Genomic DNA, 23,543 nt, shown 5'->3' with positions numbered 1-23,543 from the left:
TATCGTCCGGCTGCCCGGTAGACCTGCCCCGTAGCCCAGAAACTATCGCCGAGGGTTCCCTGGTGGTAGCGCGCGCCTGGAAGTATGATTCCAGCCCGCACTGGGTGGTGCCCGGATTTTATCTCGGACAGGACAAATACGGACATTGGCTTCACCAGCCGGCCGGCGCACTGGTAGCCCGTCCGGGCACCGCACACTTGGCAGCGAGTAATGCGCTCTGCCTGATTCCACACTCGGGCCAGTGGATTGCCACCCTCTATGCGGATGCACTGGAAGATTTTGATGTCTACATCGACCTGTCCAGCAACATCGGATGGCGACGGATGAAGCGTGGCGCTTGGGAAGTCAACTCCATTGACATGGATTTGGACGTGATTCGTTCACGTAGCCAAGGCGTGTTCCTTGATGATGAAGATGAATTCGCCGAACATGAAATAGGCATGAACTATCCAGCTTCCCTAGTTCGTAGTATTGGAAGAGAAGCTGGACTGTTGCTCGGCACCGTGATCAACAACGATGCACCGTTCAATGCCGAACACCGCGCCACCTGGCAATCCAAGGCTGAGCGCCTAGCCGCACAGCTTGCCGAAGCCTCCAAAAATTTAGATAACTAAGCACACCGTAGACCCAAGGGGTAATCACATGGCGATCATTCGCACCTACCGGATGAACGAAAAGAACGAACTGGAATTCCGCGAAGCATGGTTCCAGCAGTTCGAGGACGATGAATTGGGTCAGTTCGTGATCAATCACGGCACCGTGGGGCATATGTCCAAGACCAATGAAGTCCAGGACGTAAACACCGACCGCGCCGACGAATTGTTCGCTGGTTTCGCTGAAGCCTGTGCTGCCGAAGGCTATGCAGAGATCAAGGAAGAAGATCAGTCGTGGGTTATCGTACAGTACGCGCTGAAATCGGCAAATGGCACCGAGCGCGACCAGTACCTGGATAAGAAGGCCAAGGAAGCGCTGACCGGCCACCTGGCATGGCGCGGACTGGGCACGGTGGAGTCCAGCGATTTCGGTAACCGAAAGCTGAACATTCGAGTCCTATCGCCAGCTCCAAAGCTTGCAGTCGCTGCGATCAAGACGTGCATCCGCGAAGCCAAGCTGGACTTCACCAAGATGAGTATCGGTGTTGCGCCCTATGCAGAATTGAACAAGCTGAAGATGGCGCACCCGATGCCGCCAAAGCCGATGTCCATCGACTGATCACGAATGAGAAGCCCCATAGTTGCGACGCAGCCGATGCAGGCAGCGGACCACCCGGCCATCCGTCGGCTGTCGGAGAGTTTGGGGCGTCAGGCTGAACCTGGAAATTGGGGCGCTGGTGAATGCCAGGTAGTCGTCAAGAACCCGGCCGGAGAGCTGCTTGGCTGGGCCCGAGCGCATTGGTGGGAGCCTGCTGATCCGTTGGCGCCAGCTGGCTATTACCTTGCCGGGATCGAGGTTGCCTGCGGATACCGGCAACGGGGCGTGGCACGAAGCCTTACCGAGGCCAGGCTGTCATGGATTGCGCAGCGCGCTTCGACCGCATGGTGCGTGGTCAACGCGCGGAATACTGCGTCTTTGGCGCTTCATCGTGCCCTGGGATTCGAAGAAGTAGCCCGGGCTCCACGGTTCGGTACTGTGGTTTTTAACGGCGGCAATGGCCTGCTGTTGTCCAAGGAAGTGGTGTCTTCGCGCGGCCCCGCGAAAGCACAGGTTTGAACGAGCAGGAAACAAGGAGAAATGATTCCACAAGAAGACCGGGACGAGACCCCCGGCGCCCAGCGTAAAGTCCCGCGGATGGGAGCAACCCGCACGCCGTTGCACCTGGTTTTCCAGGCTTGCGTCGGTGTCATCATCGGCATTGGAGTGGTGTCCCTGCTTTCTGGCCTCGCCCCAGCGCAGGTTGCCTTGACCGGTGTTGTCATTGCCATATTGGTGTGGATCGTTGAACAGGGCTTCCGCCTGCCAGAACCGAATACCAAGCAGGGAGCACGTGTCCGCATGGTACTTCGACTGATTTCGTTGATTGGTTTCACCATAGCGGTGAGCCCGCTGCTGTCCTTGATCGAGGGCTGACAGCCTGCAACCCAGGCTAGTCCCGGACGTTCACACGTCTGGGACTATTTTTTTGTGCTGACCGGTTTCCGGGCAGAATAAAAGATCGGCCAGGTTCTCCCCGTGAAGGGAGAACCTGGCCGATCCTCTAGCTGTGCCTTGGCGTCTAGTCGGTGCCTGCGTCGAATGCAGCAGACTCGATAGCGCGGTCGGTCGCCAGGTCATCGCTATCAACCTGGGTTGCGTTCACGATGTCATCAGCTCCACCGGCTTCCAGCGAGCCGACGAGTTCAGCGGTGGTGCCGCCGACCAGGCCCATGTTGGCGTACTGCTCCAGGCGGCCGCGGGAGTCCGCGATATCCAGGTTGCGCATGGTCAGCTGGCCGATGCGGTCCACTGGGCCGAAAGCGGCGTCGCCTACGCGCTCCATCGAAAGCTTGTCCGGGTGGTAGCTCAGGTTCTCGCCCTCGGTGTTCACGATCGTGTAGTCGTCGCCACGGCGCAAACGGATGGTGACGGTACCGGTGATGGCCGAGCCGACCCAGCGCTGCAGCGATTCGCGCAGCATCAGGGCCTGCGGGTCCAACCAGCGGCCTTCGTACATCAGACGGCCCAGGCGGCGGCCTTCGTTGTGGTAGCTGGCTACGGTGTCTTCGTTGTGGATCGCGTTGACCAGGCGTTCGTAGGCGATGTACAGCAGCGCCATTGCTGGTGCTTCGTAGATGCCGCGGGACTTGGCTTCGATGATGCGGTTCTCGATCTGGTCGCTCATGCCCAGGCCATGGCGTCCGCCGATGATATTAGCTTCGTTGACCAGAGCCACTGGATCGGTGAATTCCTTGCCGTTGATGGCTACCGGGCGGCCAGCGACGAAGGAAACCGAGACATCTTCGGTCTTGATCTCTACGTTCTCGTCCCAGTACTTCACGCCCATGATCGGCTCAACAGACTCAATGGAGCTGTTCAGCAGTTCCAGGGTCTTCGCCTCGTGGGTTGCGCCCCAGATATTGGCATCGGTTGAGTAGGCCTTTTCGGCCGAATCGCGGTAAGGGAAACCGTGCTCCTGCAGCCATTCGGACATTTCCTGGCGGCCACCAAGCTCTGCAACGAAGTTGGGGTCGAGCCATGGCTTGTAGATGCGCAGCTTAGGGTTGGCCATCAAGCCGTAGCGGTAGAAGCGCTCGATGTCGTTGCCCTTGTAGGTCGAACCGTCGCCCCAGACATCCACGCCATCTTCGCGCATTGCGCGGACCAGCAGGGTGCCGGTGACGGCGCGGCCCAGCGGGGTGGTGTTGAAGTAGGTCTTGCCGCCAGTGCGGATGTGGAAAGCGCCGCAGGCGAGTGCTGCTAGGCCTTCTTCTACCAGAGCAGGCTTGCAATCAACCAGGCGGGAGTTCTCTGCACCGTACTCCAGTGCACGGCCAGGTACAGCGTCGATATCTGGCTCGTCGTACTGGCCGAGGTCGCCAGTGTAGGTGTAAGGGATGGCGCCCTTGTCGCGCATCCAGGCTACTGCCACCGAAGTGTCGAGGCCACCGGAGAACGCGATACCTACGCGCTCGCCTACAGGAAGATTGGTAAGAACTTTAGACATGTTTCCATCCTAATGGATAAATATGCAATGCAGTGAATTGTGCTGTGAAATGTTGAGCACAACTACCTACCAGATAGCCTATGGGTATAACCTCGCTCAGTGAAGCGGATGAACAAACCAACAGATGAGGTGTCCATGGAATTCCGTCAGCTAGGCCGCAGCGGCCTGAGTGTTTCCGTCGTCGGGCTAGGTTGCAACAATCTTGGCCGCGCAGGAACTGCGACCGAAACCCAAGAAGGAACCGACGCGGTTATCCATGCGGCGCTTGACGCGGGTATTACGCTCTTCGATGTCGCGGATGTCTATGGCAAGGAACCGGGGCTATCGGAAATCCGTCTGGGCAAAGCGCTTGGGCAAGCACGCAATGACATCGTTCTGGCCACCAAATTCGGCATGGATATGCAGGGCGCAAATGGCCCGGACTTCAATGCGCGTGGTTCGCGCCGTTATATCGTCAAAGCAGTCGAAGCATCGCTCAAGCGGCTCGGTACGGACTACATCGACCTGTATCAGTTCCATACCCCAGATGCGAACACTCCCATCGAAGAAACCTTGCGGGCCATGGATGACCTGGTCACCAGCGGCAAAGTTCGCTACATCGGCCATTCCAACCGGACCGGCTGGCAAATCGCCCAGGCGGAGTACGTGGCCCGTGAATTGGGAACCGAGCGATTCGTCTCGGCACAGAATCACTACAACCTGATTGACCGCCGCGCAGAACTGGAAGTGCTTCCAGCGGCTCGTGAATTCGATCTGGGCGTCTTGCCCTACTTCCCGCTGGCAAACGGCCTGCTGACCGGCAAGTACTCAAAGGGGCATGCCCCTGAGGGCAGCCGGCTGACTCACGCGCGTCAGCATCTCGTGGAAACCAGCGATTTTGAGCAGTTGGATCAATTCGACGCCTTTGCCGCCGAACGGGATCTGACACCGATCGAATTGGCGTTCTCCTGGCTGGCAGCGCAGTCGCCGGTGGCCTCTGTGATTGCCGGTGCCACCCGTCCTGAGCAGATTCGAGCCAACGCTGCAGCGGTGCGTTGGGTTCCGAGCGCCGCAGAACGGGCCCAGATGGATGAGCTCTTCCCGGCCCCAGAGAAGGTTGCGCTGTTCTAGGAGTATCTCTAGCAAGCACTGAAGGCTGAACCCCATCCGGGTTCAGCCTTCAGTGCTTAAAAAGTGCTGGGAAACTACTGTGCGGCGGTGACGTAGGCGACGATGTCGTCACCTTCAATTGCCGCAGCGTAGCGTGGCAGCGCTGCGATAGCTGGACCTGCGTCCACGGTACCGTCAGCGGGTGCGAATCGTGAGCCATGGCAGGCGCAGTAGAAATCTTCCTTGCTGGACTTCGGGCTCACAGCGCAGCCCTGGTGGGTACAGACGTTCGAGTAGGCCAAAACGGTCTTCTCATCCTTGCGGAAGAGCAAAACGCCTACTTCTTTTCCGGAAGGATCCTTGGCTGGAGCGAGTGCACGCGATCCGATGGCAAGGTCCGTGGCCTTCATGATGGCCTGTCCTTCGCCTGTTGGTTCAGGAATCGGCAATGCCTCGGGGGTGTCGGCTTCAGAATGTCCATCGCCGCAGGCAGTGAGCAGTGCGGCGGAACCAAGTGCTGCCGAGGCGCACATGAACGTACGACGGGCAGGTCGGGCAATGTCAGTCATGCACCTATTCTGGCAGAGATCTCTGTGCCGGCGCTAAGAGCAAAGCGCCCGTGTCAGGAGGGTGCGGCAAGTGATGAGCTTGATCGGCGGGGGAGCGGTCTGCATGCGTTCGCCAGGCGGTATCGAATACTGTGTATATTTATGCAGTGTTTTCGAAGTCCTGAGAGTATCCACAGTGCCCGGAACTCGCTCGGCATGGCACTGAATCCCGCACTCGGGAAAGGATTAGTAATCCAGGTAGGGCATTTCGGGTGATGCAATTGGATCACGCCTTTCCGCTGCACAGTGGGGAACAGAACGCCCAGAACTAGATATTTTTTATCCCGGCTTTCCGCACTTATGTGCGCACCGTTACACGCATCTGCAAGGTCGTCCCGTAATTGATACAGACGATGGGCTGATTCAACATCGCGCCTCTGCTGGCTGGTCGGTGAGTGGGGTGCCCCGCTGCCTTGCTGCGGAAGATTCGAATATCTTTGCATTCATGCTAATATTTGTATGTAGTTAGTTGAAGCTACTATTTTCGGAGAGAGCTTTCGCTGTTTTCCTGTCCGGCGTTTTATCGTCGACTGAGTTACTCCGCGCAGTAATCGCGTGTTGAGTTCCGGGTAGCAGCCCTCCGATGGAAAACCGGCGGTATTCGCCAACGCGAGTACCGCGCCTGAACTGACCCGAAGCGCCATTGCGCGCCAATATGGATAGCCGCAAGTGCGATGCAGGCAAACCATGGGTCCGGATTCACTTTGTGAAGCCAAAAGCGCCAGGTTCTGGAACGAATCCACGAGCTGGTGCTCCCCGTGACTAGGGATGAACGATACGAATGATAAACGAACGAAACTTGAGTGTAGGGAAGTGGTTCATGGGCCCAGGGGCTTGTGCGCGTCAGCTGAAATTTACCCCTTGCGATGAAATCTCGCAGGAAGACGTGCAGGATAAGTCGCCGGTTGAGCATTTAGCTCCCGGCGCGAATCTCATCACTGTCTATTAGAGGGAGGTGGCGCGTGAATAACGAAATAGTGCAGTTCAGCGCCCTAACTGTTGTCTTGCTATTGGTGCTCTTCTACGGAGGCACCTTCTTTATTTCCACCCGAATCGGAAAGAAAAAAGAGAACGCCGACGACTACATGACGGCGGGAAATAAAATTGGATTCGGCATTTCCGCTGCAAGCATGACCGCTACCTGGATCTGGGCTTCGTCGATGTACGCCTCAGCCACCTCCGGGTACACCTATGGAATCTCCGGTCCGATCCACTATGGGCTCTGGGGCGCGTTGATGATTCTGTTCATCTACCCATTCGGCAAGCGGATTCGCAAGGTCGCGCCACGCGCGCACACCCTCGCCGAGGTCATGCATGCACGCCACGGCCGCTCCAGCCAGCTGATGCTGGCCGGGTCGAATATTGTCGGTTCGGTCATCTCCTTGATGTCCAACTTCATCGCCGGTGGCGTATTGATCTCGATGCTCTCGCCGTTCAACTTCATCCAGGGCGTGCTGGCCGTTGCCGGCGGCGTTCTGCTCTACACCCTGTGGTCCGGGTTCCGTGCTTCGGTACTGACCGACTTTGTCCAGGTCGTAGGCATGCTGGGCGCTGTAGCAATCATTGTCCCGGCGATCTTCTTTGCCGCAGGGTTCCCGGCCGCATTCGAAACCGGTGCGAGCAACTTGACCCCGCAACAGTCCAATTTCTTCTCCTCTGAAGCATTCCTGGGCCAGGGGGCACCCTACATTGCAGCCGTTCTGGCCTACGCAATTGGCAACCAGACTATTGCCCAGCGGCTCTTCGCAGTACGCGAGGACTTGATCAAGCCAACCTTCATCACTGCAACCATCGGCTACGGAGCGATGGTCATCGGCGTGGGCATGCTCGGCGTGCTCGCCCTGTACCTTGGGTTCGAGCCGTCGGGTGGAGACATGAACAACCTCATCCCCGAGATGGCTGCCAGCTACCTGCCAGGTGTTCTGCTGGCACTGTTCTTCATCATGATCATTGGTGCGCTGTCGTCAACTGCTGACTCGGACTTGGCGGCCCTGTCCTCGATTGTGATGGCTGACGTGTACGGCCAGAACGTTGCCGGCAAGGACAAGGCCGATCCGAAGAAGATGCTGCTCATTGGCCGTGCGACCATGGTCGTTGCCACCGCATTGGCAGTCGCTTTCGCGAGCATGCAGCTGAACATCCTGGACCTGCTGGTCTTCGTCGGAGCTCTTTGGGGTGCGCTGGTCTTCCCGGTTCTGGCCAGCTTCTACTGGAAAAAGGTCACCAACAAGGCCTTCACCGTTTCGGTACTCGTTGCACTGGCGATCTTCATCCCTGTTCGCTTCGAACTGATCCCAGTCAATGGCGTCACCGGCTTGCTGATCGAGCTGCTGTCGGTGATTGGCATCGGCGTGGTCGTGGCGTTGATGAGCTTCGGGTTCTTCGGCCTGCGCGTTGCCAAGATTGTCGGTATCGTCGCGATGCTGGCCAGCGCACCGTTCGTCTTCGGATTCCTGCGCGACTACACGACCTTGAGCGCCTCGCTGGTTGCCTACTCGGTCAGTACTATCGTCTGCTACCTGCTGTCGTTCAGATCCAAGATGGAATTCGACTTCGATGTCATCGCGGTACGCACCGGCGACTTCGACGCAGTACCTGGAAAGCCTGACGCTGCAGATGCCGGACACGATGCCAAGAGCCTGGGAGGCAAATAATGACGACGTTTTTCTTGAGCCTGTACGTGCTGGCATGGCCGGTCATTGTGGCCGGAGTGCTGTTCTTCATCAGCAAGGGGTTCATCCAGGAATGGCTGGAAGCCCGCCGCAATGGTGAAGACATCATCTAGTATCCGGGCACGCGAAGCGGCGCTCCATGGAGCGCAGGAACCCCGTACAGCAGCATTTACCAGCCGTACGGGGTTCCTGCATCCTGACGGGGCAGCAAAAAGCCGGGACCAGCTTTCCCCATGAGGGAAGCTGGTCCCGGCTTTTCGCATGGTTCCAGCACTCAGGGAGAAGCACCGGAACCAAGAGCGGCCCGGAAGGTACTAGCCGTTGAACTTCTTACCGTTGACACGTTCGGAGGCGCCAACCTGGTCCAAATACGGGGTGATGCCACCGAGGTGCATTGGCCAGCCGGCGCCGGTGATCATGCATAGATCAACGTCGGCGGCTTCGGCAACGACGCCCTCATCCAGCAGCAGCCCGATTTCCTCGGCCAGCGCATCTTGAACACGAGCCAGGATCTGTTCCTTGCTCGTGTGCTGATCGCCGAAGGCCATCAGCTTTTCCGCCTCGGGATTCAGCACCTGGTTTCCTGCCTCATCCTTGACCCAGAGGGCAGTGATCTTCGCATCGATCAGTTTCTGCAGATTCTCCGAGACGGCAAATCGTTCGCCGAAAGCGGCGTTCAGCGACTCGTTGACATGCTGCGCGACCGGCAGACCTACCATCGCCAACAAGGTCAACGGGCTCATTGGCAGGCCCATGGGCGTCAGCGCCGAGTCAGCTGTCTTCGCGTCGGTGCCCTCGTCGAAAGCCGCCTGGACTTCACTCATCAGGCGAAGCAGTACGCGGTTGACCACGAATGCGGCAGAATCCTTGGTTTTCACCGTGGTCTTCTTCAGCTTCTTGCCCAGCACGAATGCAGTGGACAGCGAGGAATCGTTGGTCCACTCCGTAGCAGCAATTTCCAGCAGCGGCATCACGGCTACCGGGTTGAAGAAGTGGAAACCGACCAGTCGCTCTGGATGCGACAAGTCGCGGCCCATCTCGGTGACAGAGAGCGAGGAGGTGTTGGTGGCCAGGATGCACTCGGGGGAGACCACGGCTTCAACCTCTGCGAAAACCTGCTTCTTCACATTCAGTTCTTCGAACACGGCCTCGATGACGAAGTCGGCATCAGCGAACGCCTTCTTGGTGACCGAGCCGGTGACCAGAGCCTTGGTGCGGTTGACCGCATCCTGGCTCATGCGGCCCTTGGCGTGCAGCTTGTCGATCTCGCCATGGATGTAGGCAAGGCCCTTGTCCACGCGCGATTGATCCAGATCGGTGATAACCACCGGAACGTTCAGGCGGCGGGCGAACAGCAGGGCCAGCTGGCCAGCCATCAGCCCTGCGCCAACGACACCCACTTTGGTGACGGGGCGCGCGAGCTTTGGATCCGGTGCGCCGGCGGGGCGCTTGCCGCGCTTCTGGACCAGGTCCAGGAAGGCGTACACGGTGTTCTGGAACTGCGGGGTGCTCATCAGGCCAGTCAGCGCTTCGACTTCAAGGACTGCTGATTCCTGCTGCGAGATGGCCAGGCCCTTGCGGAAGACCTCAAGCACCTTGTACGGTGCCGGGGCCGCGCCGGACAGCTTCGCATCGACGAACTTTTCGGCAGCGTCGGCCGCATCCAGCCAGCGGCGAGCAACCTCGGGATCGGTTGGATCGACCGCATTGGGGCGCTTGACCTCTGTGGTTCCGGAGATGACGGAGTCAGCGAAGGCAATGGAGTGCTCGATGAAGTCAGCTGGTTCGAACAGGGCGTCGGCCACCCCCATCTTGGCAGCTGCCGGGCCGGAGAGGGTGCGGTTGCTGTTCAGCGGGTTCTCGATCATGACCTTCAGCGCGTTCTCGGGGCCGACTAGGCGGGGCAGGCGGTATACGCCGGCCCAACCCGGAATCAGGCCGAGGAAACCTTCTGGCAGGCCCAATGCGCCCGCGGCGGTGCTGACGGTGCGGTAGTTGCAAGCCAGCGCGATTTCCAAGCCGCCGCCGAGCGCCAGGCCGTTGATGAAAGCGAAGGTCGGAACGCCCAAATCGGCAAGCAGCTCATAGGTGTAGTGGCCCAGCGAAGCCATGGCGGTTGCTTGATCCGGTGCGCTCAGGCGGGTGACGGCCGACAGGTCGGCACCGGCAATCAGGAAGTACGGCTTGCCGGTGATCGCCAGGGCATCGATCTCGCCATTCTTGGCGCGTTCTGCTTGGACTTCCAGCGCGGCGCGCAGCTCCAGCAGGCCATTGGGCCCGAGGGTGGTCGGCTTCTTGTGGTCCAGGCCGTTATCCAGGGTCAGCAGTGCCATTGTCTTGCCGCGTGGCAAGGCCACATCCTTCACGAAGGTGTGGGTGACAGTCTCATCGTGCATCAGCTGCGCGACAGCCTGGAAATCTTTGCTCATTGCAGTCATTGTCTCTTCCTTATGCCTTGCTGCCGAAGTCCGCGTGGTTTGGGTTCTCCCAGATCACTGTGCCGCCCATGCCCAAGCCGATGCACATGGTGGTGATGCCATAGCGCACCGAATGGTCCTCGGAGAACTGGCGGGCCAGCTGGGACATCAGGCGCACGCCGGAAGAGGCCAGCGGGTGCCCCACCGCGATGGCACCGCCGTAACGGTTCACGCGGTCATCGTCCTGGTCGATTCCGTAGTAGTCGAGGAAGGACAGCACTTGCACGGCGAAGGCCTCGTTGATTTCGAACAGGCCGATGTCGTTGATGCCAAGGCCGGCCTTGGCCAGGGCCTTTTCGGTGGCCGGCACCGGCCCGTAGCCCATCACGTCCGGGTCCACGCCTGCGAAGGCGAAGGAGACCATGCGCATCTTCGGTTCCAGGCCCAACTCGCGCACTGCCGCGCCGCTGGCCAGCAGGGCGGCGGTGGCTCCGTCGTTCAAGCCCGCTGCGTTGCCTGCGGTCACGCGTCCGTGGGCGCGGAAGGGGGTGCGCAGTTCGGCCAGCGATTCCATGGTGGTGCCTGGCCGTGGCGGTTCGTCAGCCGAGTTCACGGCCCAGCCTTCGCCCGGCCGCTTGGCCGCCACTGGGATCAGATCGGCCTGGATCTGCTGGTTCTCGTAGGCCTTGGCCAGCTTGGCCTGCGATGCGACAGCATAGCGGTCGGCGCGTTCCTTGGTGATCGCAGGGAAGCGGTCGTGCAGGTTCTCCGCGGTATTGCCCATGTTCAATGCTTGCGGGTCCACGATGCGCTCGGAGAGGAAGCGCGGGTTCGGGTCCGCTCCGGCGCCCATGGGGTGGTTGCCCATGTGCTCCACGCCGCCGGCGACCACTACGTCGTAGGCGCCGAAAGCGATGCCGCCGGCGGTCGCGGTGACGGCGGTCATCGCTCCGGCGCACATGCGGTCGATGGCGAAGCCCGGAACGGACTTGGGGATGCCGGAGAGCAGGCCCACGGTGCGGCCCAAGGTCAAGCCCTGGTCGCCGGACTGCGTAGTTGCGGCAATGGAGATCTCGTCGATCTTCTCGGCAGGAACTTCCGGGTTGCGTTCCAGCAGGCCGCGTACGGCTTTGACGGCAAGGTCATCGGCGCGGGTACCGTGGTAGATCCCCTTCTCGCCGGCTTTGCCAAATGGGGTGCGCACCCCGTCGATGAAGACGACATCGCGGTCGTCGAGCGAAGGGCGCGCATTGTTGCGCACGGTCGAAGCGTTGGCACTCACCGTCGGGCTCCTTGGGGTTGGTTCATGCTGCCCGTGAAGACCGGGCAGTGGCCAGCATCACTGTGACCTGAACCATACGTTACTCAGTAGTAACTTGAAGTGCAAGTGCAGCACCTTGCAAATCCGGGAACCCGCGGTGAATCCTTCTTGGAAACCGCCTAGGCCTGCTTCAACGCGACGGCCAGCTTGTCCGCAAGAAGTCCACGCTGCCACTGGCGGGCACCGAGATTTTCCAGCATGTCCGCTACGCTTGCCTCGCTGATGCGAGCCGGCGCATTCCAGCACAATTCACGCAGGTACTTCGGGGTCAAGAGATTCTCGCCCGGAATATTCCAGTGCTCGCTCACCTCATTGACGACCAGCTTGGCCGCGTCCAGCCGGTTCGCCGCGGCCGGGTTCTTTTCGGCCCATGAGCGGGGGTGCGGCAAGTCCGGCTTGGGGGCGCGCAGGTCGGGCAGGTCCCTGGTGCTATTGCCGCGCTTGATCGCGTCGACCCAGCGTGCGGCATCGCGTTTGGCATTGCGCGTGTGGAACCCGGGGATCTGCAAGAGCGCTGGAACGCTGGTGGCGCGCTGATCCACGGCGGCCATGATGGCTCGGTCGGGAATGAGCCGACCCGGGGCAACGTCGCGGCTCTGCGCCAGGGCTTCGCGGGAAAGCCACAGTTCGCGAGCTACCGCCAGGTTCCGTCGGCTCTTGAGCTTATGGATGCCGGACAATTTGCGCCACGGCACCTGTGCCGGGGAAGGGTCAGGCAGATTGCGTTCGTACTCGAATTCCTGGAAGGCGAAATCCAGCTTGCCCTGCTCTTCCAGCACCGCGGTGATGGCCTGGCGCAGCTCTTCGAGAACTTCCACATCCAGTGCGGCGTAGTTCAGCCATGATTCAGGCAACGGGCGGGTGGACCAGTCCACTGCCGAATGTTCTTTGGCCAACTGCAGCTCGAGCAATTCGCCCACCATGGTACCCAGCGAGACGCGGGGGAATCCCGCAAGACGGCCAGCCATCTCGGTATCGAACAGCGAGGTAGGGGACATGCCCAATTCGTGCAGGCACGGCAAATCCTGGGTGGCCGCATGCAGGATCCAGGGCTGCTCGTTGACGAACTCGCGCAACGGGGACAGATCGTCCAGGGTCTCCGGGTCGATCAGCCAAGTGCCCGCACCTTCTCGGCGAATCTGCAGCAAGAAGGCGCGCTGGCCGTAGCGGAACCCGCTGGCTCGTTCGGTGTCCACGGCCAGATCGCCGGTGCCGGCTTCCAGCGCCCGCACTGCACGACGCAAGGCAGGTGCGGTGTCGATGACTTCGGGGATACCGTCGCGCGGCGCACTTAGCGGCGTCAGAACGGGTGCGGCGGCCTCGTTGGCAGTGGTGGATGATGCGGGAGCGGAAGAGTCAGAATTCGGCATGGTGCTTCCATTCTAGGACTATTCGGCTCCATCGCATTGATAATCGCTAGCTCAGGCGGCGATGAGGCAGCTGCTGCACGCCTTCGGGCAGGGGAGGCAGGCCGGCGAAAGTGCAAACCATATCGGCCCACGCGCTCAGGTGCGTTCCAAGATGGTCAGAGTCCGGGGACCAGGAAGCACGCAGCTCGATATCGATATGGTCTTGTTCCCCGGCGAGATTGCCAAAGGACTCGGAAATTACCCGCGTCGCAGTACCGCCAGCGGAATGGTATGCGGCGTCGCGATCGCGCAGGGCTTCTTCGAGCCATGACCACGCGACGGAAGCCAGCATGGAATCCTGGCCCATTTCATGATCCAGGCGGGCCCGAATGTAGGTGACGATGCGGAACTGGCCATTCCACAGTTCTTGGCCTGCGGGGTCGAAGAGGAGGATGAAGCGTCCGGTGGCCAGCTGCTCGGCTGGTTGGAGGAACGGGGTGCGGCCAATCTCCTGGCCCTGGGGGCCGTGTCCGGGAGCAACCACATCCATCACGTCGCCGCTGAGTGCCAGCGCGAACGGCGCCAGCCTGCCAGGGGCCGGAATTTCGGTGAATTTCAGTTCCTTGCGCACCTTGGCATGCGACAACTCTTCAAGGGCCGTGGCAAAGGCCTTCGGAATGGCGGAAGCAGGGCGATCATTGGTCACAATTTGAGTCTAAGCGCGCCGTACCCGAGCATGGGTACGGCGCGCCGACCGCGGGTTCATGCTAAGCGGCGGCGTAGGCGCCAAGCAGCTCGTGCAGCTTGGCAATGAACGCTGCAACATCTTCCTCGGTGGTGTCGAACGAGCACATCCAGCGCACTTGGCCGGCCGCGCGATCCCAGTCGTAGAAGCGGAAGTGCTCGCGCAGCTGGTCGCTGACCTCGGTAGGCAGCTGGGCGAAGACGCCGTTGGCCTGAGTCGGGTAGACCAGCTGGACTCCGTCAATTTCCTCAACTGCCTGCGAGAGCTTGGCGGCCATGGCGTTGGAGTGGCTTGCCAATTCGCGCCACAGATCGGTGCCGTAGAGCTCGATCAGCTGTGCGGAGATGAAGCGCATTTTCGAACCCAGCTGCATGTTCATCTTGCGCAGGTACTTCAGGTCCTGGGCCAGTTCGCTGCGCAGAGTCAGAATGCCCTCGCCGAGCAGGATGCCGTTCTTGGTGCCGCCGAGGGAAACAATGTCCACGCCGACGTCAGTGGTCAGCGCGCGCAACGGCACGCCCAGGGAGGCCGCGGCGTTGGACAGGCGCGAGCCATCCAGATGCACTTTCATGCCCAGCTTGTGCGCGTGGTCGGTGATGGCCTTGATTTCCCCAGGGGTGTACAGGGTGCCCAGCTCGGTGGCCTGGGTGATCGACACGGCCAGCGGCTGCGCGCGGTGCTCGTCGCCCCAGCCCCATGCTTCCTGGTCGATCAGCTCTGGAGTCAGTTTGCCGTCGGGAGTGTCAACCTGCAGCAGCTTGAAGCCGCCGATGCGCTCCGGCGCACCGTTCTCGTCCACGTTGATATGTGCAGAAGATGCGCAGATGACAGCGCCCCAGCGTGGAAGCAAGGACTGCAAGGCGATGACGTTGGCGCCGGTGCCGTTGAAAACCGGGAAGATCTGGGCTTCCGGGCCAAAGGCATTGCGGGCGACGTTGCCTAGTTCCTCGGTGTACTGGTCCTCACCGTAGGAGATCTGGTGGCCGCCGTTGGCGCGGGAAATCGCATCCATGATGCGCGGGTGCACGCCAGAATAGTTATCCGAAGCGAATCCGCGAATCGAAGCGTCGTGGGTAAAAGTCATGCTGTGGAGGTCCTTAGTAGTTCAAGGGGTGAAGTCGAAAGCTATGCCAGTGCAGCGCCCAGAGGTGTGCACCGGCCAGTAATCAGGCCTTGGGCAATGCAACCCGGGTGCCGTTGAGCTCGCGGGCATCCTGGCCAATCAGGGCTACTGCCGCCTGGGCAAGAAACTGCACCGGGGTCTGCCCGGAAGGCGTTTCTTCGGGAGACTTGTCGCTCAATGCCTTGACGACCCAACTCACCGCGGCGGCATTTTCTGCCTGCTTGGCGAACAGGCGGGCGATGGCATTGACCCAGTGTTCTGCTGCGGCCTTGACCGCACCGTAGTTGGCATTGGACGGGGTCGGATTCAGTACTGCCTCGGCACTGACTATCGCCAAGCGGCCTGCGGGGGAGGCGACCAGATCGTCGACGAAGGCGCGGGAGGTGTTGCGCAGGGTGGTCAGCACGCTGCTGTGCAAGAAATCCCAGTCCTCGTCGGTTTGGCCGGTGATCGACTTACCGCCACGCCAGCCACCTACCAGGTGGATCAGCGCATCGATGCTGCCGTGCTCTTCATGAATCCGCAGCGCCAATTGCTTGACCGCTGCGAAGTCGCCCAGATCGCATTCATAGCGGGCATGAACGAACGGGAGGCGTTCGTCGAGGCGCTCTTGGTTGCTTCCCACTGCAAGCACACGCGCTCCGGCATCAACCAGCGCGGTGGCGCTGGCAATGCCGGAGGCGGAAGTAGCACCGGCAAGGAGCACTAGTCTGGATGTCTCGTTCAAGGAGATTCTTTCTTTGCTCACATTTTCTAGCCTAGAGGAAAGGCTAGATTTTCGTTGCCCCGGTCATGCCCTTGGTCGATTCGATGACGGCGGCCATTTTCTTATTCAGAGCCTCGTAGAACATCGACAGCGGGAATTCATCGTCCATGACCTGGTCGGTGATTTCACGTAGCGGCGCGGTCAGCGGCAGAGCATCCGGACCCTTGGCCCAGACCGACGCGGGGTTCGGGGTGACGGTGGCCGAAACCAGTTCGTAGGCGGCAAGCCAGTGAGCCAGCTTCGGACGGTCGATGGACTTCCAATACAGTTCGTCGATCGCATCCCCCAAGGCTGCAACCACCTCGGGTACCTGATCCCAATCGATGCTCAGCTTGGTGTCGGTCCAGTGCAGTGCATGGTGCTGGTGCATCCATGCGAACAGCAACTGGCCACCGAGACCGTCGTAGTTGCGTACGCGCGAGCCGGTGATGGCGAAGCGGAAGATGCGGTCGAAGATCACCGCGTATTGCACCAGCTTGGCCATCTTGGCGCTCTTCTGATCCGAAGCCGGGTTGGCGGCGATCTTCATGCATTCGCGGAACGCGGTCAAATCGCAACGCAGTTCTTCGAGCGAGTACAGGAAGAACGGCATGCGCTGCTTGATCATGAACGGGTCGAATGGCAGATCGCCACGCATGTGGGTGCGGTCGTGAATCAGGTCCCACATGATGAAGGTTTCTTCGGTCAGGTGCTGGTCCTTGAGCAGCTCTGCGGCGTCATCGGGCAGTTCGAGGTTGGTGATGCGTGTAGCTTCCTGCAGGACCTTGCGGAAGCGTACAGCCTCACGATCCTGGAAGATCGCGCCCCAAGTGAATGATGGCGTCTGCCGAATGGCGACCGACTCCGGGAAGAGCACCGCGGAATTGGTGTTGTAGCCTTCGGTGAAGTCGATGAAGCGCAGCGGCACGAACAGGGCGTTGGCGTAGTCCTTGCTCTCCAGGCCGGCAATGAACTCAGGCCACATGACCTGCACCAGCACGGCTTCGAGGTGGCGGTTGGTTGAACCGTTCTGGGTGTACATCGGGAAAAGCACCAGATGCAGCAGGCCGTCAATGCGCTGGGCCTGGGGCTGGAACTGCATCAGCGAATCGAGGAAGTCGGGAACGCCGAAGCCTGCATCTGCCCACTGGCGCAGGTCCGTGACCAGCTGCTCAAGGTACTCTGCGTCGTGCTCGAAGTGCACGCGCAAGGACTGCACCGACTCGATGATGGAATCAACGAGCTTGGCAGCCTGTGGTGCAGATGCGCTGTCGGCCAAGGAACCGTCCTGTGCCTGGAGGCCCTGGAACTCGGTGGCGGCAGACTTCAACGTCAGCCAAGCTTCCGAGTTTGCGATCTGCAGTACTTCTGCGTCGGTGGCCGGTACTGGCTTGGAGGAAATCTGAGTCATTTCATACACCTTCTTTTCATGTTTGGGGCAGCGCTCAAGTGCTTACCTTGAACGCTACGCTCAAACAACAGAAAAAGTGATGCTAAGTGATCAGTGAATAAGCAACTCTTGCTCTAAATGTGATCCATGCCTTGCCACCGACAAAGGCATTAGCCCTGGGCAGGACGCAGGGTCAGGCTCAAAGAGTTCATGCAGTAACGCAGATCGGTTGGAGTTTGGAAACCTTCACCCTCGAAAACGTGGCCCATATGCGAATCGCAATTGGCGCAACGCACCTCAACACGCTTCATGCCCATGGACTCATCGCTGATATAGCGCACCCGATCTTCGGCCAACGGCGCGAAGAAGGAAGGCCAGCCGCAACCGGCATCGAACTTCGTGGTGCTGGCGAACAGTTCCGAACCACAGGCTCGGCAGGAATACACGCCCTCGGTAGTGGTATCCCAGTATTCGCCGGTAAATGGACGCTCGGTCCCTGCTTGGCGCAATACGCGGAATTCCTCGGAAGAGAGGATCTGCTGCCACTGCACATCGCTGCGCGCGGCCGCTTCGTCTGCTGGCTGTGCTGATTGGTTTACCGATTCATCATTCATGCAATATAAAACGCTTGAGCAGGCTAGATGATTCCCGGGCCAGGTCATGGAAAGATGAAAACATGGCTCGGAACATCGTAGATACCATGCAACCCCGCAGCGCAGTGCCTGCAACCCTGATTGGGGTTGGACTGGGACTGGGCGCCGGTTCCCTGGTGGCCGCCAGCGTATCAGCGCTCGCCGGTTACTTCGCCCGACGTGTAGTGACCCCGGAAGAACGCCGCACCGGCAACAGCATCATCAGGGAGGTCGTCACCGATGCCGAGGGCAAACTCTGGTTGCATTTCAACAAGGACGCCGATACCAGCGAACCTGGTCCGTGCAGCTTCCTCACCGAATTCGACTCCTGCGCGCTGCGGCTTTCCGCGCCGGAAGCCGTTCCGGGCAAATCCCGCCTGGTTGCGCGCAAAATCGAGAAGATCTATCACGGTACCCTCCAGGGAGTACGCCGCGGCAACCTATCCGGGGCAATTTACGAGCACCCCGCGGACCTGGGCTTTGACGCAGAAGACGTAGTCGTGCCCCTGGATGGCGGCGACGGTCCAGCCTGGCTGGTGCGTGGCTCCACGAACGAAGATGTCTGGGTGATTGGCGTGCACGGCCGAGGCGCCCGACGCAACGAGACCATTCGGGCGCTGCCTGCCTTGAGCGAACTCGGGGTTACGACCTTGCTGATGAGCTACCGCAATGACGGTTTGGCTCCGAGCGCCCCGGATGGCCGCTACGGTCTGGGCGATACCGAATGGCATGACGTGGAATCGGGTATCCAATTCGCACTGGACAGCGGAGCAAAGCAGATCATCTTGCTGGGCTGGTCCATGGGCGGTGCCATCAGCCTGCAGGCCGCCGATCGGAGCAAGCTGGCCCACCATATTGACTCACTCATGCTGGTCGGCCCGGTAATCAATTGGGTAGATGTGCTTTCGCACCAGGCCCGGGCCAATAAGATCCCGCAATCGGTGGGCCTGTTTGGCCAGTGGCTGCTGTCCAATAAGGCAGGGCGCTGGGTCACCGGCCAAGCGGCCCCGGTCAATCTGCGCCGGTTGAATTGGGTGGACCGCGCGGACGAATTGAAATTCCCGACGCTGATAATGCACAGCCGTGATGACGAGTTCGTCCCTAATGGCCCGAGCTTGAAACTGGCGGCGCTGCGACCGGATTTGGTCACGCTCAAGACCTTTGCCAAGGCAGGGCACACGCGTGAGCCGAATGTGGATCCACAGGGTTTTTCCCGGGCGATCACCGACTTCTTGAGCAAGCGCATGTCGCTGCTTCAAGTCCAGTAGCCCAAGGCGGCAAAGGGCCCTGCCCGCGAGAACGATCAACAGATTTCGATCCCGCAGGCAGGGCCCTTTCTGGCCAAGCGCTGTCTAGCCGGAGGCGATCGGCGCCCAAATGGCTCCGGTCGCCTTCGCGGCATCTTGCGGAGCGATCTCCAGGCTGAAACCGCGGCGCCCGCCAGAAATGAATACCGTCTCGAACTGCTGCGCACTGGAGTCAATGACGGTAGCGGTTTTCTGGCGCTGCCCGAACGGGGAAATCCCGCCCAGGACATAGCCGCTGCGTCGCTGGGCGGCAGCCTTGTCAGCCATCTGCGCCTTCTTCTTGCCCAACGCGGTGCCAATCGCCTTTAGATCCAGCTTCGCATTCACTGGCACCACTGCGACGGCCAGATCCTGGGTGGCGTTGGCCCCGGTGGAGACCATCAGGGTCTTGAAGACCCGGTCGCCACTGGCACCCAATTGCTCGGCTGCTTCGGCGCCGTAGCTTTCGGCCAAGTCGCTATGCGCATAGCTGTGCGCTACATAGCTGATACCTGCCGCATCCAGCGCGGCGGTCGCTGGGGTGGAGGCGGCCTGCTTCTTCTTGCCCACGTGCTTGGGGATCCTTAACTACTGCTTATTGGCTTCTAGCTGCGTTCGAGGCAAAACCTACGCAGGCAGCTGCTCTGAGATCTGGCGCTTAATGCGGCCGAGCATGGCGGTCATGCCGCGCATGCGCAACGGCGACAGCGCACGGGTCAGACCCAGCTGCTGGGGCATGTCATCGGGAACGGCGAGAATCGCTGCGGCCTGCGCGCCATCCAGGCCGGCAGCCAGCACCGAGGCGAAGCCGCGGGTGGTTGGAGCCTCCGGGGGAGCGGAGAAGAACAGTCCCACCGGGTTATTCGCTTCGGTCGAGACCTCGACGGCCAAGAACAGCGGCGACTGGCATTCGACAACCTGCTCGAATAGTTCAGGATGATCAGCCAGGCGTGCTGGAAGCTCGGGCAGCTCGCGCGAGTACTCCAGCAGCAGTTCCAAGCGGTCGGCCTCGGGCACCTCGGTGAACTCCTCGACGATTTCGTTCAGTGCATCGGGGAGCTGGCTCATGCGCGGGCTCCGCGCTGCGCAGGCATCTCGCCGGCGGCTTCGCCGCGAACGATGGGCACGCCAACCGCGTTGCCCCACTCGGTCCATGAACCGTCGTAGTTGCGCACGGTTTCGAAGCCCAGCAGGTGCTTGAGCACGAACCAGGTGTGGCTCGAACGTTCACCGATGCGGCAGTAGGCCACCACATCGTCGCCCGGCTTCAGGCCGGCGCCGTCGAGGTAGATGGCTTCCAATTCTCCGCGCGAGCGGAAGGTGCCGTCCTCGGCCGCAGCCTTGGCCCATGGCACCGATGCGGCGGTTGGGATGTGCCCGCCGCGCAGGGCGCCTTCTTCCGGGTAATTCGGCATGTGGGTACGTTCTCCGGTGTATTCCTCGGCCGAACGCACGTCGATCAGCGGGTTGCCCAGGTGCTTCAGGACCTCCGGAAGGAAAGCGCGGATCTCGGAGTCGACGCGCTCGATCACCGGGTATTCGGTGGCGGTCACGGCCGGCTTCTCGGTGCTCAGCTCGCGGCCTTCAGCGATCCACTTGTCGCGGCCGCCGTCCATCAGGCGGACATCTTCGTGGCCGAAAAGTGTGAAGACCCACAGCGCGTAGGCGGCCCACCAGTTGGACTTGTCGCCGTAGATGACCACGGTCGACTCGCGGGTGATGCCCTTGGCGGCCATCAGCTGTGCGAAGCCTTCGCCGTCGACGTAGTCGCGCGTGACTTCGTCGTTCAGCTCCGTGTGCCAGTCAATCTTCAGCGCGCCTGGCACGTGGCCAGTGGAATACAGCAAGATGTCCTCATCCGATTCCAGTACTACGAGATTCTCGGCTCCGAGGTTGTCTGCCACCCACTGGGTGGAAACCAGTCGTTCTGGGTGAGCGTAGGCTGCATATTTCTCGTTGGACTCGACGGGCAACGACATTCCTAATCACGATCCTTGCGGGTGTCAGTTTTTGCCACGCTGGAAACAGCGGGCACGGGCATTACTTCTAGCCTAGTCCTCATCCATGGCGAACCCAGTGTGCTCTACGACATTTTCGGCAATGATTCGCCGCGTTCAAGGTAAACTGGCCGATGGGAAAGCCACGGCTTCCCGACCATTTCCTGAGCAATCAACTGAAGGACTCCCACAGCCAATGGCGACGATCACCCACCTGAGCGAGACCAAGCCGAATCTTTCAATCGAAGAACTGCTGGCCGGATTCCACCCGTCCTACCGCTTTGGTGAAGTGTCCTTCAATACCTATCGCCCGGATCCTAACCAGCCTTCGCAGACCGAAGCCGTCAATAAGCTCAAGGCTTTCGCAGAAACCGTGGGCAAGAACAGCTCCGGTTCGTTCCTCTCCAAGCTTTTCGGCAAGAAGAAGGAAACCAAGAACGGCATCTACCTCGATGGCGGCTTCGGCGTAGGCAAGACCCACCTGCTCGCCTCCCTGTGGCATGCAGCCCCGGGCCGCAAGGCCTTCGGCACCTTCGTTGAGTACACCAACCTGGTTGGCGCGCTGTCTTTCCGCCAGACCGTTGAAGTGCTCAGCCAATACTCGCTGGTCTGCATCGACGAGTTCGAACTGGATGATCCGGGGGACACCGTGCTGATGTCCCGGTTGATGCGCGAGCTGTCCGATGCTGGCGTGAAGCTGGCGGCAACCTCCAACACCCTGCCCGGTGCGCTGGGCGAGGGGCGCTTCGCGGCAGTGGATTTCCAGCGTGAAATCAAGACCCTGTCAGAGCAGTTCGACGTGCACCGCGTCGAAGGCGAAGACTTCCGCCACCGTGGCCTGCCCGATGCCCCCGAGCCCTTGGAAGATGCGGGCATCGAGGCATTCGCCCTGGATCGCTACCCGGACAAGACCTTGGCCGATGACAACTTCGACGATCTGGTGGCTCACCTTTCGAAGGTTCACCCGTCGCGTTACCGCCAGTTGCTTTCCGAGACTGATGTGCTGGTTCTGCACAACGTGGATACCATCACCGATCAGGCCATCGCCCTGCGTTTCGTGGTTCTTGCTGACCGCCTGTACGACAAGGACGTGCCAATCGTTGCCTCAGGCAAGCCATTCAGCGAACTGTTCACTCCGGAAATGATGTCCGGCGGCTACCAGAAAAAGTACTTCCGTGCCGTCTCGCGCCTGACCGCTTTGGCTCGTGAAGGCCAAGTTGGAGAACCAGCGCTCTAAGCCGGAAACACCGGTCCCGCCACTTCATCGTCGAGCCCTGCGCTCGACGATGAAGTGCGTTAAGAGCCCTGCCACCAAGGCCCAGAAGGCTCCGCCGATCCCGAAGAGCGTGAGATTGCCGGCAGCGACCAGGACCGTGGCCAATGCGCTCAACCGCCAGGAGGAATCGGCCATCGCTCCGAGCAGCGCATTGGCGAGTGTTGCCAGCAAGGCCAAGCCCGCCGCCGCCTGGAACAGCCCCTCGGGCGAGGCGCTGGCCACCGATACGATCAGCGCGCTCAAGGCACCGAAGACCAAGTAGAAGACGCCTGAACTCGCCGCCGCCCGCCAACGCAGCCGGGGGTCCGGGCCGGCCTGCTCTCCGGCAGCCAGCGCCGCGGTGATTGCCGCCAGATTGATGGCATGCCCGCCGAAGAACGCGCCGCTAGCCGACCCCACTCCGGTCGCCAGCATGGTGGGGCGCCACGGCGCTGTGTACCCGAAGGAGCTGAGCACGGCCACGCCCGGAATATTCTGCGATGCCATCGTCACCACGAACAACGGAACGCTGATGCTGGCAATGGCCTGCCAGGAGAATTCAGGACCGACCCACTGCAGCTGCGGAAGAACTTCGAGTGAATCCCACGTCGCGGTGCGGCCAATATGCCATAGGCCGAAACCCACCGCCGCCAGCATGCTCAGCGCTACGGCGAATTTCGGAAGGATCCTGAGCCCGATGAAGAACACCAGGAGAATTCCCAACGCGGGCAACGGGATGCTGGCCACGGCTGTAAATGGTTTCAGGCACAGCGGGATCAAGACACCGGCGAGCATGCCTTGGGCAATTGGGACCGGAATGCGAGTGAGCAGCCGGTGCAAGGACGGTACCAGACCGGTCAACATGATCAGTGCGCCGCTGACGATGAATGCCCCCACTGCCTGATTGAACCCGAACACTCCGGGAGCCAGTGAGGCGAGCATCGCGGCACCGGGAGTGGACCATGCAATGCTGATCGGCTGGCGGTATCGCAGCGAAAGCGCAATGGTGCTCAGGCCTACGCAGAGGGACAGGATGAATAAGCCTGAGGTGGCCTGTTCGCTAGAAGCTCCGACCTGGAATAATCCGGCCAGTACGACAGCGAAGGATGCTACGAACCCCACCATGGTGGTGATCAATCCCGCAAGCACGGAATGGAAAAGGCCAGCTCCATCTGGGGACGTGTGACGAGTCATACTCTTTTTCTACAGGGTGGCGCCGGTTGGCCGAAAATCGGCATGAATTATTTCCCCTGATATGACGTTAAAGCAGGGAA

23 protein-coding genes are annotated in these 23,543 nt (G+C 60.6%); 9 read left to right on the top strand and 14 right to left on the bottom strand.

Annotated features, from left to right (window positions below; genetic code table 11):
* Positions 1-62: 62 nt before the first annotated feature.
* The 4 genes from AAZQ98_RS07735 to AAZQ98_RS07720 are packed head-to-tail and all read left to right on the top strand — an operon-like array spanning position 63 to position 2,067.
* The gene (locus AAZQ98_RS07735) at positions 63-614 is read left to right on the top strand and encodes a DUF402 domain-containing protein (protein WP_286134572.1); all 552 of its coding nucleotides are present in this window, start codon (positions 63-65) and stop codon (positions 612-614) included.
* Between the two features lie 28 nt (positions 615-642).
* The gene (locus AAZQ98_RS07730; protein WP_133834259.1) at positions 643-1,212 is read left to right on the top strand and encodes a hypothetical protein; all 570 of its coding nucleotides are present in this window, start codon (positions 643-645) and stop codon (positions 1,210-1,212) included.
* 6 nt (positions 1,213-1,218) lie between these two features.
* Positions 1,219-1,710, top strand: a complete 492-nt coding sequence (locus AAZQ98_RS07725; RefSeq protein WP_434691115.1) for a GNAT family N-acetyltransferase — start codon at positions 1,219-1,221, stop codon at positions 1,708-1,710.
* A 21-nt stretch (positions 1,711-1,731) separates the two neighbouring features.
* The gene (locus tag AAZQ98_RS07720; protein ID WP_105656743.1) at positions 1,732-2,067 is read left to right on the top strand and encodes a hypothetical protein; all 336 of its coding nucleotides are present in this window, start codon (positions 1,732-1,734) and stop codon (positions 2,065-2,067) included.
* A 145-nt stretch (positions 2,068-2,212) separates the two neighbouring features.
* Here AAZQ98_RS07720 and argG read toward each other — a convergent pair whose 3' ends face one another.
* Positions 2,213-3,640, bottom strand: a complete 1,428-nt coding sequence (gene argG, locus AAZQ98_RS07715) for an argininosuccinate synthase (protein WP_434691112.1) — start codon at positions 3,638-3,640, stop codon at positions 2,213-2,215.
* 135 nt (positions 3,641-3,775) lie between these two features.
* Here argG and AAZQ98_RS07710 point away from each other — a divergent pair, with 135 nt between their 5' ends.
* Positions 3,776-4,750: an aldo/keto reductase gene (locus AAZQ98_RS07710; RefSeq protein WP_426736235.1), complete on the top strand. Its 975-nt coding sequence runs from the start codon at positions 3,776-3,778 to the stop codon at positions 4,748-4,750.
* A 74-nt stretch (positions 4,751-4,824) separates the two neighbouring features.
* Here AAZQ98_RS07710 and AAZQ98_RS07705 read toward each other — a convergent pair whose 3' ends face one another.
* Positions 4,825-5,298 (bottom strand): Rieske (2Fe-2S) protein, encoded by a 474-nt coding sequence (locus AAZQ98_RS07705; RefSeq protein ID WP_434691109.1) that lies wholly within the window; start codon positions 5,296-5,298, stop codon positions 4,825-4,827.
* Between the two features lie 1,001 nt (positions 5,299-6,299).
* Here AAZQ98_RS07705 and AAZQ98_RS07700 point away from each other — a divergent pair.
* Complete coding sequence (locus tag AAZQ98_RS07700) at positions 6,300-7,991, top strand: sodium:solute symporter family protein (RefSeq protein WP_434691106.1); 1,692 nt, start codon at positions 6,300-6,302, stop codon at positions 7,989-7,991.
* The gene (locus tag AAZQ98_RS07695) at positions 7,991-8,122 is read left to right on the top strand and encodes a putative transporter small subunit (protein ID WP_426734060.1); all 132 of its coding nucleotides are present in this window, start codon (positions 7,991-7,993) and stop codon (positions 8,120-8,122) included. The genes AAZQ98_RS07700 and AAZQ98_RS07695 overlap by 1 nt, the downstream gene beginning before the upstream one ends.
* 201 nt (positions 8,123-8,323) lie before the next feature.
* Here the strand turns inward: AAZQ98_RS07695 and AAZQ98_RS07690 are convergent, their stop codons facing one another.
* The 8 genes from AAZQ98_RS07690 to msrB all read right to left on the bottom strand — a co-directional run bounded on the left by AAZQ98_RS07690 (position 8,324) and on the right by msrB (position 17,713).
* A complete protein-coding gene (locus AAZQ98_RS07690) occupies positions 8,324-10,447 on the bottom strand; it encodes a 3-hydroxyacyl-CoA dehydrogenase NAD-binding domain-containing protein (RefSeq protein WP_434691103.1) in 2,124 nt (707 codons plus the stop codon).
* Positions 10,448-10,457: 10 nt separating this feature from the next.
* Positions 10,458-11,708, bottom strand: coding sequence for a thiolase family protein (locus AAZQ98_RS07685; RefSeq protein ID WP_434691100.1), 1,251 nt, complete (start codon positions 11,706-11,708; stop codon positions 10,458-10,460).
* A gap of 158 nt (positions 11,709-11,866) precedes the next feature.
* Positions 11,867-13,117 carry an HRDC domain-containing protein gene (locus AAZQ98_RS07680; RefSeq protein ID WP_434691097.1) on the bottom strand — a complete coding sequence of 417 codons (1,251 nt, stop codon included), beginning with the start codon at positions 13,115-13,117 and terminating at the stop codon, positions 11,867-11,869.
* A 46-nt stretch (positions 13,118-13,163) separates the two neighbouring features.
* Entirely contained in the window at positions 13,164-13,802 is a 639-nt protein-coding gene (locus tag AAZQ98_RS07675; RefSeq protein ID WP_105656736.1) for a DUF3000 domain-containing protein, read from the bottom strand.
* Positions 13,803-13,863: 61 nt separating this feature from the next.
* Positions 13,864-14,925, bottom strand: coding sequence for a threonine aldolase family protein (locus tag AAZQ98_RS07670; protein WP_434691093.1), 1,062 nt, complete (start codon positions 14,923-14,925; stop codon positions 13,864-13,866).
* Positions 14,926-15,007: 82 nt separating this feature from the next.
* Positions 15,008-15,712 (bottom strand): SDR family oxidoreductase, encoded by a 705-nt coding sequence (locus AAZQ98_RS07665; protein ID WP_434691090.1) that lies wholly within the window; start codon positions 15,710-15,712, stop codon positions 15,008-15,010.
* Positions 15,713-15,734: 22 nt separating this feature from the next.
* Entirely contained in the window at positions 15,735-17,120 is a 1,386-nt protein-coding gene (locus AAZQ98_RS07660) for a DUF6421 family protein (protein WP_434691087.1), read from the bottom strand.
* Between the two features lie 149 nt (positions 17,121-17,269).
* Entirely contained in the window at positions 17,270-17,713 is a 444-nt protein-coding gene (gene msrB / locus AAZQ98_RS07655) for a peptide-methionine (R)-S-oxide reductase MsrB (protein ID WP_332498793.1), read from the bottom strand.
* 62 nt (positions 17,714-17,775) lie between these two features.
* On the opposite strand from msrB, the gene AAZQ98_RS07650 reads away from it, so the two are divergent.
* The gene (locus tag AAZQ98_RS07650; protein ID WP_434691083.1) at positions 17,776-18,999 is read left to right on the top strand and encodes an alpha/beta hydrolase family protein; all 1,224 of its coding nucleotides are present in this window, start codon (positions 17,776-17,778) and stop codon (positions 18,997-18,999) included.
* An 84-nt stretch (positions 19,000-19,083) separates the two neighbouring features.
* On the opposite strand, the gene ybaK is transcribed toward AAZQ98_RS07650, so the two are convergent.
* From ybaK to AAZQ98_RS07635, 3 genes are read right to left on the bottom strand one after another with little or no spacing between them, the layout of a single operon-like run.
* Positions 19,084-19,587: a Cys-tRNA(Pro) deacylase gene (ybaK, locus tag AAZQ98_RS07645; RefSeq protein ID WP_434691081.1), complete on the bottom strand. Its 504-nt coding sequence runs from the start codon at positions 19,585-19,587 to the stop codon at positions 19,084-19,086.
* Positions 19,588-19,644: 57 nt separating this feature from the next.
* Positions 19,645-20,085, bottom strand: a complete 441-nt coding sequence (locus AAZQ98_RS07640; protein WP_434691078.1) for a SufE family protein — start codon at positions 20,083-20,085, stop codon at positions 19,645-19,647.
* Positions 20,082-20,996: a sulfurtransferase gene (locus AAZQ98_RS07635; protein ID WP_332594951.1), complete on the bottom strand. Its 915-nt coding sequence runs from the start codon at positions 20,994-20,996 to the stop codon at positions 20,082-20,084. The genes AAZQ98_RS07640 and AAZQ98_RS07635 overlap by 4 nt, the downstream gene beginning before the upstream one ends.
* A 214-nt stretch (positions 20,997-21,210) precedes the next feature.
* Between AAZQ98_RS07635 and zapE the strand changes: the two genes are divergently transcribed.
* The gene (zapE, locus tag AAZQ98_RS07630) at positions 21,211-22,251 is read left to right on the top strand and encodes a cell division protein ZapE (protein ID WP_434691075.1); all 1,041 of its coding nucleotides are present in this window, start codon (positions 21,211-21,213) and stop codon (positions 22,249-22,251) included.
* A gap of 24 nt (positions 22,252-22,275) precedes the next feature.
* Here zapE and AAZQ98_RS07625 read toward each other — a convergent pair whose 3' ends face one another.
* Positions 22,276-23,463 (bottom strand): benzoate/H(+) symporter BenE family transporter, encoded by a 1,188-nt coding sequence (locus AAZQ98_RS07625; protein ID WP_434691072.1) that lies wholly within the window; start codon positions 23,461-23,463, stop codon positions 22,276-22,278.
* Positions 23,464-23,543 lie beyond the last annotated feature (80 nt).

This window comes from Glutamicibacter sp. Je.9.36 (genome assembly GCF_051129975.1).
Taxonomy (GTDB): domain Bacteria; phylum Actinomycetota; class Actinomycetes; order Actinomycetales; family Micrococcaceae; genus Glutamicibacter.
This window is presented reverse-complemented; position numbering and strand designations above follow the sequence as displayed.